This is a genomic window from Kitasatospora sp. NPDC088351 (genome assembly GCF_040685575.1).
In the GTDB taxonomy this organism is placed as follows: Bacteria; Actinomycetota; Actinomycetes; order Streptomycetales; family Streptomycetaceae; genus Kitasatospora.
The window spans coordinates 18383-30853 of record NZ_JBFBIL010000078.1; the positions used below are offsets into that span (position 1 = coordinate 18383).

General features: G+C 71.8%; 12 protein-coding genes and 2 tRNA genes. 5 read left to right on the forward strand and 9 right to left on the reverse strand.

The window, feature by feature from the left end; genetic code table 11:
* Window positions 1–25: 25 nt before the first annotated feature.
* The 6 genes from AB0P06_RS33435 to AB0P06_RS33460 all read right to left on the reverse strand — a co-directional run bounded on the left by AB0P06_RS33435 (window position 26) and on the right by AB0P06_RS33460 (window position 4014).
* Entirely contained in the window at window positions 26–1246 is a 1221-nt protein-coding gene (locus tag AB0P06_RS33435) for a sensor histidine kinase (protein WP_363614121.1), read from the reverse strand.
* Window positions 1247–1337: 91 nt separating this feature from the next.
* A complete protein-coding gene (locus tag AB0P06_RS33440; RefSeq protein ID WP_363614123.1) occupies window positions 1338–2177 on the reverse strand; it encodes an ABC transporter permease in 840 nt (279 codons plus the stop codon).
* Window positions 2174–3181 (reverse strand): ABC transporter ATP-binding protein, encoded by a 1008-nt coding sequence (locus AB0P06_RS33445; protein WP_363614125.1) that lies wholly within the window; start codon window positions 3179–3181, stop codon window positions 2174–2176. Before AB0P06_RS33445 ends, AB0P06_RS33440 begins: the two co-directional genes overlap by 4 nt.
* A gap of 198 nt (window positions 3182–3379) precedes the next feature.
* Window positions 3380–3455: transfer RNA gene (locus AB0P06_RS33450), tRNA-Gly, on the reverse strand.
* Window positions 3456–3495: 40 nt separating this feature from the next.
* A tRNA-Gly gene (locus AB0P06_RS33455) sits at window positions 3496–3568 on the reverse strand.
* A gap of 128 nt (window positions 3569–3696) precedes the next feature.
* Entirely contained in the window at window positions 3697–4014 is a 318-nt protein-coding gene (locus tag AB0P06_RS33460) for an Lsr2 family protein (RefSeq protein ID WP_238860361.1), read from the reverse strand.
* Window positions 4015–4481: 467 nt separating this feature from the next.
* Between AB0P06_RS33460 and purS the strand changes: the two genes are divergently transcribed.
* The 4 genes from purS to AB0P06_RS33480 all read left to right on the forward strand — a co-directional run bounded on the left by purS (window position 4482) and on the right by AB0P06_RS33480 (window position 8559).
* The gene (gene purS / locus AB0P06_RS33465; RefSeq protein ID WP_363614127.1) at window positions 4482–4736 is read left to right on the forward strand and encodes a phosphoribosylformylglycinamidine synthase subunit PurS; all 255 of its coding nucleotides are present in this window, start codon (window positions 4482–4484) and stop codon (window positions 4734–4736) included.
* Window positions 4733–5410, forward strand: coding sequence for a phosphoribosylformylglycinamidine synthase subunit PurQ (gene purQ / locus AB0P06_RS33470; protein ID WP_363614129.1), 678 nt, complete (start codon window positions 4733–4735; stop codon window positions 5408–5410). The genes purS and purQ overlap by 4 nt, the downstream gene beginning before the upstream one ends.
* Complete coding sequence (gene purL / locus AB0P06_RS33475) at window positions 5410–7665, forward strand: phosphoribosylformylglycinamidine synthase subunit PurL (protein WP_363614131.1); 2256 nt, start codon at window positions 5410–5412, stop codon at window positions 7663–7665. Before purQ ends, purL begins: the two co-directional genes overlap by 1 nt.
* A 66-nt stretch (window positions 7666–7731) precedes the next feature.
* Window positions 7732–8559, forward strand: a complete 828-nt coding sequence (locus AB0P06_RS33480) for a sterol carrier family protein (protein WP_363614133.1) — start codon at window positions 7732–7734, stop codon at window positions 8557–8559.
* Window positions 8560–8675: 116 nt separating this feature from the next.
* Here the strand turns inward: AB0P06_RS33480 and AB0P06_RS33485 are convergent, their stop codons facing one another.
* From AB0P06_RS33485 to fbaA, 3 genes are all read right to left on the reverse strand, one after another.
* The gene (locus tag AB0P06_RS33485) at window positions 8676–9608 is read right to left on the reverse strand and encodes a DUF3152 domain-containing protein (RefSeq protein ID WP_363614135.1); all 933 of its coding nucleotides are present in this window, start codon (window positions 9606–9608) and stop codon (window positions 8676–8678) included.
* Between the two features lie 188 nt (window positions 9609–9796).
* Window positions 9797–10210: a DUF3151 domain-containing protein gene (locus AB0P06_RS33490; RefSeq protein WP_363614137.1), complete on the reverse strand. Its 414-nt coding sequence runs from the start codon at window positions 10208–10210 to the stop codon at window positions 9797–9799.
* Window positions 10211–10265: 55 nt separating this feature from the next.
* Window positions 10266–11288 carry a class II fructose-bisphosphate aldolase gene (gene fbaA / locus AB0P06_RS33495; RefSeq protein WP_363614139.1) on the reverse strand — a complete coding sequence of 341 codons (1023 nt, stop codon included), beginning with the start codon at window positions 11286–11288 and terminating at the stop codon, window positions 10266–10268.
* Between the two features lie 343 nt (window positions 11289–11631).
* On the opposite strand from fbaA, the gene AB0P06_RS33500 reads away from it, so the two are divergent.
* A complete protein-coding gene (locus tag AB0P06_RS33500; protein WP_363614141.1) occupies window positions 11632–12354 on the forward strand; it encodes a VTT domain-containing protein in 723 nt (240 codons plus the stop codon).
* Window positions 12355–12471: the final 117 nt, after the last annotated feature.

A 12471-nucleotide genomic window follows, 5' to 3' on the forward strand; every position in this document is an offset into this window, starting at 1 on the left:
GGGCCTTCTTCCGTACGGGCGGGCGTCAGATCGGGACGGTGGCGATCATCCGGAAGCGGCCCGGTCCGGTCGCCGGGACGGCCAGTTCACCGTCGTGCGCGGCGAGCCGCTCGCGCAGCCCGCGCAGGCCGGTGCCGCTGCCCTGGGAGGGGAGCGGCACGGCCGGCACCCCGTCATTCTCCAGCTCCAGCACCGCCCGGCCGTCCTCGCGACGCAGCCGGATCGTGCAGTGGTCCGCCTCGCTGTGCCGCAGCACATTGGTGGTGGCCTCGCGGATCACCCAGCCGAGCACCGACTGCACCGGCAGCGGCAGCCGGTCCGCCTCCGCGCCGAGGTCGATCTCGCAGGCGACGTCGGCGGCGCGGAGCACGGCCCGGGCGCCGATCGCCTCGGCGTGCAGGTCCGCCGTGCGGTAGCCGCGGACCACGTCCCGGACCTCGCGCTGGGACTCCTGGGCGATCCGCTGCACCTCGGTCATCTGGTCGGCGGCCTCCGGGCGGCCGCGCCGGGCCAGCTGGACGGCGAGTTCGCTCTTCAGCGCGATGGTGGTGAGGTTGCGGCCCATCACGTCGTGCAGGTCGCGGGAGAACCGCAGCCGCTCCTCGGCGACGGCCAGCCGGGCCTGGGCCTCGCGGGCGGCGTCCAGCTCCCAGACCACCGACTGCAGCCAGGCGAAGCTGCGGCAGCTGGAGCCGATGAAGGCCATCCCGATGAGGGCGCCGACCAGCACGCCGGCGGTGGTCGGGCGGTTGATCCCGGCGAGCAGCAGGGCGGGGGCGACCAGGAGCAGCGCGCCGAGTCCGGCGCGGCAGGCCTGGCGGACCGTCAGGCCGACGCTGACCGGGCCGAAGGCCGAGGCGAGCAGGGCGACGACCACGGTGACGGTGAACGGCGGGCCGTCCTGGTCACCGCGGTCCGGACCGAGCAGCAGCACGGCCCAGGAGCCGGCCACGGCGACCGCGCCGGTGACGGCGAGCCAGCGCAGGTGGTCGGTCGGCCGCTTCAGGTAGTGGTCGAGCGAGGTGCGGTAGGCGCGCAGGGTCAGCAGGGTGGAGGCCAGGCCGATGACGAGCGCGACCCGGCCGGCGGCGGGGGAGCCGCCCTGCTCGGCGGTCGAGACGACGGCCAGCATGATCACCGGCAGCAGGAACAGCGGCATCGAGTAGAGCGACCAGCGGAGGTAGAGCTCGGTGCGCTGGGGCTTGCCGGAGCCCTTCCATCGGCGGACCGGTGCCCGGACGTCCATCTGGTCTGCTCCCCGTTCGATCATGATCGTGCTGCTGCCTTCATATCAGAGGTGGCGCGGGGATCGAATCCTTCGAATGGCGGGGTAGTCGTCAGCGACGCGGCTCCCAACGGAAGTAGCGGACGGCACCCCAGGCGGCGAGGGCGAGCCAGATGCTGCCGGTGACCAGGTGCGGGGCGGCGGTGGCCCAGGTGCCGGCGAAGCCGGTGGCGGCGGCGGAGCCGTCGGTGCCGAACCAGCCGAGGCGGATCAGCTGGAAGGCCGGCGTGGTGGGCAGCAGCCGGCAGATGTCGGCCATCCGGTCGGGCATGACCTCCAGCGGGATGAGCAGGCCGGAGCCGAACTGGCTGAGCAGCAGGATCGGCATGGTGGTGATGCCGGCGCTCTCGACGGTCCTGGTGAAGGCGCTGGAGACGGCGGCCAGGGCCATCAGGGTGCCGATCACCAGGACCAGCCCGGCGAGCATGAGCAGCGGGTTCACCGGGGCGCTGAGCTTCAGGGCGGAGGCGCCGACGACGCCGACCACGGTGCACATCATCAGGGCGAGGGCGACCGAGGGCACCGCGGTGCCGGCCAGGATCTCGATGTCCCGGGCCTCGCCGGTGCGCAGCCGCTTGAGTACCAGCTCACCGCGGCGGGCGACGTACGCGCCGGTCAGGTTGTAGTAGACGACGAAGGCCAGGACCATCCCGACGGAGCTGTTGACCAGGGCGGAGTCGACGTCGAGGCCGGGGTTGGACTCGGCCTGCCGGGTGAGGAGGCTGTGCAGTCCGGCGACCAGCAGCAGCGGCAGCAGCAGGGCGGTGAACAGCGCGGTCCGGTTGCGCAGCAGCAGGGTGGCCTCGGCGCGGCCGAGGGCCAGCAGCCGGCGGACGGCGGTGCTCTGCGGGCCGGCGGCGGTGACGGCGGAGGCGGCGGAGGCGGTGGTCATCGGGCGAGTCCGATCAGGCGGCGGCGGGCGGTGGGAGCGGCGGGGGTGTCGGCCGGGGGCTGGTGGGCGGCCTCGGAGGCGATGGCGAGGAAGGCCTCTTCCAGCGAGGCACTGCGGGCGTCCAGGGCGCCGAGCACGACCCGGTGGTGGTTGGCCCAGCCGAGCAGGTCGGTGAGGGTGGCCTGGAGGCTCGGGGTCTGCACGGTGAACCTGCGGCCGTCGGCGGTGATCTCGGCGCCGGGCAGGGTGGGGAGCGAGGTCCCGGCGAACTCCGGCAGCTCGAAGGTGATCCGGGAGGGCCGGCCGGCGATCACCTCGGCCACCGTGCCGGCGGTGACGACCTGGCCGCCGTGCATGATCGCCAGCCGGTCGGCCAGCTCCTCGGCCTCCTCCAGGTAGTGCGTGGTGAGCAGCACCGTGGTGCCCTGGGCGCGCAGCTCGCGCACCAGGCGCCAGACGGCGGCGCGGGCCTCCGGGTCGAGGCCGGTGCTGGGCTCGTCCAGGAAGAGCACCTCGGGGCGGCCGAGCAGGGCCATCGCGAGGTCGAGCCGGCGGCGCTCGCCGCCGGAGAGCTGCTTGACCCGGACGTCGCGGCGGCCGATGAGGCCGACCAGCTCCAGGGCCTCGTCGAGCGGGCGGGCGCCGCTGGTCATCCCGGACCAGCTGCGGCCGGTCTCGGTGACGGTGAGGTCGCCGGGGAAGCCGCCCTCCTGGAGCATGATGCCGATCCGGGGGCGGACGGCGGCACGCTCGCGGTACGGGTCGTGGCCGAGGACCCGGACCTGGCCGCCGCTGGGGGCGGCGAGGCCCTCGATCAGCTCCATGGTGGAGGTCTTGCCGGCTCCGTTGGTGCCGAGCAGCGCGAACAGCTCGCCGCGGCCGACGGCCAGGTCGACGCCGCGCACCGCGTGGTAGCCGGTGGCACCGGCGGGGCCGTAGCGGCGGTGGAGGTCGGTGACCTCGATCACGCGGTCGGTCGAGTGGAGGCGCTGGCTCGTTTCCATGCCTCAAGCTTTCCGCCGCCCGGGCGCCGCGGGCAGTGCGCGTCATCATGAGAACGGGGTGCGGATCCACGGGCCGGCGATGACAAATGTCATGGGTCCGCTTCGCTTCAGGGGGCCGCGGCCCGCTTCAGGGCTCCGTGCGGGCGGAAGGGCCGGGGAATGCCGAAGGGCCCCCTCGACCGAGGGAGCCCTTCGTACTGGAGCGGACGACGAGATTCGAACTCGCGACCCTCACCTTGGCAAGGTGATGCTCTACCAACTGAGCCACGTCCGCATGGTGAAACTATTGAGTTGTGCTGTGCTCGCGCACTGCGAGCGGACGACGAGATTCGAACTCGCGACCCTCACCTTGGCAAGGTGATGCTCTACCAACTGAGCCACGTCCGCACGGTGCCTGGTGGCACCGGCCGCCTCTTTGGATCTCTCCGTTGGGGCGACGAGGAATACTCTACCTCATCGATCGGGGTGGTCGCCCCACCCTTTCGGGCGGGTGGAGCGACCTGGTCCCGGCGGGGTCAGTTCGCCTCGGCGAACGCCTCGTACACGTGCTTGGGGATGCGGCCCCGGGCGGGCAGCTCCATGCCGCGCGACTGGGCCCAGGCGCGCACGGCGGCCGGGTCCGGGGTGAGCGCGGTGCGGCGGAAGGACTTTCCGGTACGGCTCTGGCGCCGGCCGGCCGCGACGAACGGAGCGAGGGCCTCCCGCAGCTTTTCCGCGTTGTCCAGAGACAGGTCGATCTCGTACGACTTCCCGTCGACGCCGAAGTGGACGGTTTCCGCGGCGGCGCCGCCGTCCAGGTCGTCGGAGAGCGTGACGACTACACGCTGAGCCATGGGTGTCAATCCTCTCGGGCAATTCGGCCGAAGGGCACGGGGGTGCGCTCCTGTGGCCTGATGTGCACCACTCGCGCAAGCGCATACGGGCAGCCCTGATGGCACGCCGGATACGCAGCACTTGCCGCGGCAGGTGGCCCTATTCTGCACCCGAAGCGGGTCGAAATCGAAGAGTCCGGCTTTCTTTTCCGTATATTCACGTGTCTTCGCCCGACTACCGGATACCGGTGCGCACGGCTGGCCGATCTGTCCCGGAGTGCCGGTATTCGGGTGTTCTTCGGCCGTTGTCGTTCGGGCTGTCGAATCCGGTGAAATGGGGCGGCTCCGGGGCGGTCCGGGGGCCCGGAACCCTTGTGCCGTAAGGGTCTCGGGTCTACGCGCGTCGCGCTCCCCGGCCAGCAATCCCGCCCGAAACCCCCGGTAGTCTGGAGTTCCCCCGCCTCACGAAGACACCACCGGGAGTGCCAGTGGCACGCGTCGTAGTCGACGTCATGCTCAAGCCGGAGATTCTCGACCCCCAGGGACAGGCGGTGCAGCGCGCACTGCCCCGTCTCGGTTTCGCCGGGATCGCCGACGTCCGCCAGGGCAAGCGCTTCGAGCTGGAGCTGGAGGGCCCGGTCGACGACGCCGTGCTCGCCCGTATCCGCGAAGCCGCCGAGACCTTTCTCGCCAACACCGTGATCGAGGACTTCACCGTCCGCGTCGAGGAGGAGGGCAAGTGACCACCCGCGTCGGCGTCGTCACTTTCCCCGGCTCCCTCGACGACCGCGACGCGCAGCGCGCGGTCCGCCTGGCCGGCGCCGAGCCGGTCGCGCTCTGGCACCGTGACAAGGATCTCCACCAGGTCGACGCGGTCGTCCTGCCGGGCGGATTCAGTTACGGCGACTATCTGCGCTGTGGTGCCATCTCCCGCTTCTCGCCGGTCATGGACACCATCATCGAGCAGGCGAAGCTGGGAATGCCGGTTCTCGGTATCTGCAACGGCTTCCAGGTGCTCTGCGAATCGCACCTGCTGCCCGGAGCGCTCACCCGCAACGACTCGCTGCACTTCATCTGCCGCGACCAGAAGCTGCGGATCGAGAACGCCGCCACCGCCTGGACCGGGGATTACTCGGCCGGCCAGGAAATCGTCGTCCCGCTGAAGAACGGCGAGGGCCGGTTCGTCGCCGACGCGCACGTCCTGGACGCCCTGGAGGCGGAGGGCCGGGTGGTCGCCCGATACCTGGACGTCAACCCGAACGGTTCGTACCGCGACATCGCCGGCATCACCAACGCCGCCGGCAATGTCGTCGGCCTGATGCCGCACCCGGAGCACGCCGTGGAGCCGCTCACCGGTCCGACCACCGAGGGCCTGGGCTTCTTCACTTCCGTCCTGAAGCAGCTGGTGAACGCCTGATGAGCCTCGACACCGTCAAGAACGCCGAGCAGACCCCGGACGCGGCCCAGCCGTGGGCCGAACTCGGCCTCAAGAAGGACGAGTACGCACGCATCCGGGAGATTCTCGACCGGCGCCCGACCGGCGCCGAACTCGCGATGTACTCGGTCATGTGGTCGGAGCACTGTTCGTACAAGAGCTCCAAGGTCCACCTGAAGCAGTTCGGCGAGAAGAAGCCGGATTCGGACGCGATGCTCGTCGGCATCGGCGAGAACGCCGGTGTGGTCGACGTCGGCCAGGGCTACGCGGTCACCTTCAAGGTGGAGTCGCACAACCACCCGTCGTACATCGAGCCCTACCAGGGCGCGGCCACCGGCATCGGCGGCATCGTCCGCGACATCCTGGCGATGGGCGCCCGCCCGGTCGCCGTGATGGACCCGCTGCGGTTCGGCGCGGCCGACCACCCGGACACCCGGCGCGTGCTGCCCGGGATCGTCGCGGGCATCGGCGGCTACGGCAACTGCCTGGGTCTGCCGAACATCGGCGGCGAGGTCGTCTTCGACTCCTGCTACCAGGGCAACCCGCTGGTCAACGCCCTGTGCGTGGGCGTCATGAAGCACGAGGACATCCACCTCGCGCAGGCCTCCGGCGCCGGCAACAAGGTCATCCTGTACGGCGCCCGCACCGGCGGCGACGGCATCGGCGGTGTCTCGGTGCTCGCCTCCGAGACCTTCGACGCCACCGGCCCGGCCAAGCGCCCCGCCGTCCAGGTCGGCGACCCGTTCCAGGAGAAGCTCCTCATCGAGTGCACCCTGGAGATCTTCGGCGAGAAGCTCGTCAAGGGCATCCAGGACCTCGGCGGCGCGGGCCTGTCCTGCGCCACCAGCGAGCTGGCCTCGGCCGGCTCCGGCGGGATGCGGATCGAGCTGGACACCGTACCGCTGCGCGACCACACGCTCTCGCCCGAGGAGATCCTCATGAGCGAGTCGCAGGAGCGCATGTGCGCGATCGTCGAGCCCGACAAGGTCGCCCGCTTCCTGGAGATCTGCGAGAAGTGGGACGTCATCGCCACCGTCATCGGTGAGGTGACCGACGGCGAGCGCCTGGAGATCTTCTGGCACGGCGAGCTGGTGGTCGACGTGCCGCCGCGCACCGTCGCCCACGAGGGTCCGACCTACCAGCGCCCGTACGCCCGCCCCGACTGGCAGGACGCGCTGCAGGCCGACGCCCCGACCGGCGAGCGCCTCGCCCGGCCGACCACCGGTGAGGGCCTGAAGGCCGACCTGCTGAAGGTCGCCTCCTCGCCGAACCAGGCCTCCAAGTCCTGGATCACCGACCAGTACGACCGCTACGTGCTCGGCAACACCGTGCTCTCGGTGCCCGAGGACTCCGGCATGATCCGGATCGACGAGGAGACCAACCTCGGCGTCTCGGTCGCCACCGACGGCAACGGCCGCTACACCAAGCTGGACCCGTACACCGGTGCCCAGCTGGCCCTCGCCGAGGCGTACCGCAACGTCGCGGCCGGCGGTGCCAAGCCGCTCGCCGTCTCCGACTGCCTCAACTTCGGCTCCCCCGAGGACCCGGACGTGATGTGGCAGTTCGCCGAGGCCACCCGCGGTCTGGCCGACGCCTGCCTGGTGCTCGGCACCCCGGTCACCGGCGGCAACGTCTCGCTCTACAACCAGACCGGCGAGACCGCCATCCACCCGACCCCGGTGGTCGCGGTGCTCGGCGTGATCGACGACGTGACGCGCCGGACCCCGATCGGTTTCGCGGAGGAGGGGCAGCTGCTCTACCTGCTCGGCGACACCGCGGACGAGCTGGGCGGCTCGGCCTGGTCGCAGGTGGTCCACGACCACCTCGGCGGTCTGCCGCCCAAGGTCGACCTGGAGCGCGAGCGGCTGCTCGGCGACATCCTGATCGCCGCCTCGCGCGACGGCATGATCGACGCCGCGCACGACCTCTCCGACGGCGGTCTCGGCCAGGCGCTGGTGGAGAGCTGCCTCAAGGGTGGCCACGGCGCGCGGATCATCGTGCCCGAGGGCCAGGACCCGTTCGTGTTCCTGTTCTCCGAGTCGGCGGGCCGCGCGATCGTCGCGGTGCCGCGCAGCGAGGAGCTCCGGTTCAACGACATGTGCACCGCGCGTGGCCTGCCGGCCACCCGGATCGGTGTGGTGGACGGCGATGTCCTGGACGTCCAGGGCCAGTTCACCGTCTCGCTGGCCGAGCTGAAGGACGCCCACACCGGCGTCATCGAGGCCCTGCTCGCCTGATCGCGGTCGTACCGGGGGGCGGTCCACTCAGCCGGGTGGACCGCCCCCCGGCGTACGCTGCGGGGCATGCCTCCCAAGTCCCGTACGTACCAGCCGCAGAAGGTGCGCGCCGCGCTGGTGGCGCAGACCGCCGCGCTGCGTGACGCCGTGCACGGGCTCTGCGCCCGCCCGGACGCCGTGGAACTGCTGGCCCGGCCCACCCGGCTGGGGGAGTGGACGGTGCGCGAGCTGATCGCGCACACCGCCGTCCAGCTCGACTGGGTCCCCGCCCACTTCGACGATCCGCTGGAGGGCCGCCCCCCGCTGGACCTGCTGCGCTGGGTGGCCGGGGTCGGCACGGTGGCACCGCTCCTCGACGAGCAGGCCCGGGAGAAGGCCGCGGGCGAGTTCGGCGGTGACCCGGCCTCGGTGTCGGCGGCCTTCCAGCGGGCCGCGAGCGGTCTGATCACCACCCTCGCCAGGAACGAGGCCGCCGACCCCGAGCGGCGGTTCGAGATCCGGCTGGGCTCGATGCTGCTCTCCGACCTGCTGGTGACCCGGCTGGTCGAGGCGGTCGTGCACGCCGACGACCTGGCCGCCGCGCTCGGCCTCGCCGCCTTCCCGCACGACCGCCAGGCCGTCGCCGCCGTCACCCGGCTGCTGGCCGACGCCTTCGCCGACCGGGCCCCCGGCGGCGCCGTCGAGCTGCGGATCCCGCCGTACGCCGTGGTGCAGGCCGTCGAGGGCCCCCGGCACACCCGGGGCACCCCGCCGAACGTGGTCGAGACCGACCCGTTCACCTGGATCCGGCTGGCCACCGGGCGGACCGACTGGGCGTCCGCGGTGGACGCCGACACGGTGTCGGCGAGCGGTGAGCGCAGCGACCTGCGGGCGTACCTGCCGGTGCTCGGCTGATCCGGGCCCGGCTCCCGGGAGTGCGGCGGCCCGGGGCGGCGGCTCGCCGGTCAGGGCGTGTTCCGGGGAGGGGGAGCCGGTGAGGGCGGCTCAGAGCCGTTCCGTCGGTGCCCGGTTCAGGGCACCGACGGGCCGCCCAGGTAGGAGCCCTCGGCCGAGTACGGCCAGGCGTTGGACTCGCAGCCCTTGAGGCCGTAGATCTGCTGCATCATCGCGGGGGCGGGCCTGCCCTTGCCGGGGCAGGTCTCGTGCCCGTGGCCGATCCGGTGGCCGACCTCGTGGTTGACGATCAGTGCCCGGTACTCGTCGATCGGGCCGCTGAACTGCGGTGAACCGGTGTTCCAGCGCTTGACGTTGACCATCACCTGGTTGCCGACGGCGCAGTTCACCTCGCCGTGGGTGTCCAGACCGGCCTGGCCGCAGATCCGGTCCACGGCGGCCGGCGAGCCGATCTTCACCGTGAAGTCGTACGAGCCGCCGGCCACCAGCTGGAAGCCGTTCTTGCGGTCGTTGGTCCAGCCGCGCTTGTCGGCGAGGATGCCCTGGATCTGCGCGGCCGCGGCCGCCGGGTCGATCCCGATGCCGTCCTCGACCTCCACCCGGTAGCGGCGGATGTTGCCGGCGCCGACCGGCGCGGCGGAGCCGGTGGCGACGGTGAAGGTGCCCGCGCCCTTGGCGGGTCCGGGGTCCGGGGTGTTCCGTTCCGGGGTCGGCGTCGCGGCCTGGGTCAGGGCCGGCGTCGGTGCGGGTGTCGTGGCGGGCGCCGCCGGCGGCGGCGGCGGGGCGGTGTCCGGGCTCTTGGCGGGCTCGGGGGCGGTGGGTGCCGGGGTGCTGTCGGCGGGCGGGGCGACCCGGCCCTGGGCGGTCGGACCGGCGCCGGGCAGGGCGTCGGGGCGGTTCAGCGCGTACAGCGTGCCGCCGAGCACGGTCACGGCCGCGAGCAGGGCGGCGGTCATCCCCGGGCCGAGCCGGTGACGCCGCCGGCGGTTTCGGCGGCCGCCGCCCGGCTGGGTGCGGCTGCTGCGCTGAGCCGGTCGAACTACGGGCACGTGGAGGCTTTCTGTCGGGCGGGCGGGGCCGCCCCGAACTGCCGTGCGCGCCCCCTGATGGCCTCACCCTGGCACGCCGGATTGCCGAATGTCCACATACCGAGTATGCAGATCTGGCAACAGAACCGCCCCTGCCGCCGGGCGGGCGACAGGGGCGGTGCCGACGGGTGCGGTGCGTCGGGGAGCGGTCAGCCGAGGGTGGCGGCGGCGGTCGGCGAGCTGTCCCGGAGGAACTGCGCGCAGCGCTCCGCCTCCTCCTTCTCCTCGATCGAGGCGGCGGCCCGGCCGAGCGCGTGCAGCGCCCGCAGGAAGCCGCGGTTCGGCTCGTGCTCCCACGGCACCGGACCGTGGCCCTTCCAGCCGGCCCGCCGCAGCGCGTCCAGCCCGCGGTGGTAACCGGTACGGGCGTACGCGTAGGACTCGACGGTGCGGCCGGCGGCGAAGGCGTCGTCGGCGAGCTGGGCCCAGACCAGCGAGGAGGTCGGGTACTTCGCCGCGACCTCGGCCGGGGAGGCACCGCCGGCCAGCAGCTCCAGCGGAGCGGGCTCGGCGGGCAGGTGCGTCGGGGGCGGACCCCCGAGAAGGTTCTGGTGTGTGCTCATGCCCCCCAGTGAACCACTGGGGGGCATGAGGGAAGGACCCTGCCTCGGCGGGGACTTACTTCAGGCGGTTGCCGGCCGAGCGCAGCTGCTGGGCGGCCTCCAGCACCCGGGCGGCCATGCCCGCCTCGGCGAGCTTGCCCCAGGTGCGCGGGTCGTAGGTGTTCTTCTTGCCGACCTCGCCGTCGACCTTCAGCACACCGTCGTAGTTGCGGAACATGTGGTCCGCGACCGGGCGGGTGAAGGCGTACTGGGTGTCGGTGTCGAGGTTCATCTTCACGACGCCGTTCTCCAGCGCGACGGCGATCTCCTCGGCGGAGGAGCCCGAGCCGCCGTGGAAGACGAAGTCGAACGGGTCCTTCTTGCCGTACTGGGCGCCGATCGCGTCCTGCAGCTCGCGCAGCAGCTCCGGCTTCAGGACGACGTTGCCCGGCTTGTAGACGCCGTGCACGTTGCCGAACGAGGCGGCCAGCAGGTAACGGCCGCGCTCGCCCAGGCCCAGGGCCTCGGCGGTGCGGACGGCGTCGTTGACGGTGGTGTACAGCTCGTCGTTGATCTCGTGCGTGACACCGTCCTCCTCGCCGCCGGTCGGGGTGATCTCGACCTCAAGGATGATCTTGGCGGCGACGGCCTTGGCCAGCAGCTCCTCGGCGATGGCCAGGTTGTCGTTCAGGGTCTCGGCGGAGCCGTCCCACATGTGCGACTGGAACAGCGGGTTCAGGCCCTTGGCCACGCGCTCCGCGGAGATCGCCAGCAGCGGGCGGACGTAGCCGTCCAGCTTGTCCTTCGGGCAGTGGTCGGTGTGCAGCGCGACGGTCACGTCGTACTTGGCGGCGACCACGTGCGCGAACTCGGCGAGCGCGACGGCGCCGGTCACCATGTCCTTGTTGTGCTGGCCGCCCAGGAACTCCGCACCACCGGTCGAGATCTGGATGATGCCGTCGCTCTCGGCCTCGGCGAAGCCGCGCAGCGCGGCGTGCAGGGTCTGCGACGAGGTCACGTTGATGGCCGGGTAGGCGAACTTGCCCGCCTTGGCCCGGTCGAGCATCTCGTTGTAGACCTCGGGAGTTGCGATGGGCATGCGAATCCGCTCCTGTCGGGTTGCGGCGTACGGACGGTGCTGTCCGACGCTGTGTACGCCTTCGTTACGACTCCGGGGTACCGGCGCCGACGCGCGGCTCTGCGGGGCGGCTCGCCTGTACCAAGGTTCGAGGTGACCGCCGCGGCACGACAATGAGGGTGTTTGCGACCGCGGTCCGGACGCCTGTGCCATCTTCCCAGACTCGTGCTCCGGGTTCACCATGCGGCCCGCCAGTCGGGACGGCGGCGCCCGCGGGGCCACTCCTCGCGTGCGACCGGAGGATGTGGCCGCCTCGACCTGTGGGCCGATGCCCGTGTTTATCCGGGACCGCTATCCTGCGGCCGTGGACTACAACCAGCTGGCCGTCAACCTCCTCGACGCCAAATCACTGATCTCGTCCGTCGGCGCCATCGGGCTGATCGCGATCATCTTCGCGGAGACCGGCCTGCTGGTCGGGTTCTTCTTCCCGGGTGACTCATTGCTGATCATCGCAGGCGTGGCCGCCTCCAGTGCCGCCTCGTCGGTGCTCGGGGACGGGGCCCGGCTGTCGATCACGGCGCTGGCCATCGGGGCCCCGCTCGCCGCGATCGCCGGCGCCCAGCTCGGGCACCAGATCGGGGTGAAGGTCGGACCGAAGATGTTCGACAAGCCCGAATCGAAGATCTTCCGCCGCGAGTACGTGCTGAAGGCGGAGGAGTACTTCAACAAGTTCGGACCCGGCAAGGCCGTGGTGCTGGCCCGCTTCATGCCGATCGTCCGGACCTTCCTCAACCCGGTCGCGGGCACCCTGGAGATGCCGGCCCGCACGTTCTTCCTGTGGAACGTGATCGGTGGCGTGCTGTGGACCGAGTCGATGCTGATGATCGGCTACTTCTTCGGTGACGCGCTGGCCCCGGTGATCGACAAGTACCTGATTCCCGCGGTGCTGCTGATCGTGCTGCTCTCGATCTCGCCGATCCTGGTGGAGGTCGTACGGGAACGCAGGAAGAAGAAGGCGGGCGGCGCCGTCGAGGCCGCCGACGAGGACACCGTGCAGGCCGGTGGCGGGCGCCACCGCCGCGGCTGAGCACCGCTTCCGACGACGAACGGCCGGGGCCGGGTGCTGTTTCACGTGAAACAGCACCCCCCCCCCGCCGGTTGCACCGGGCGGCAATGGCCCGGGGGTGCAGGGGGGTTGGGGGGT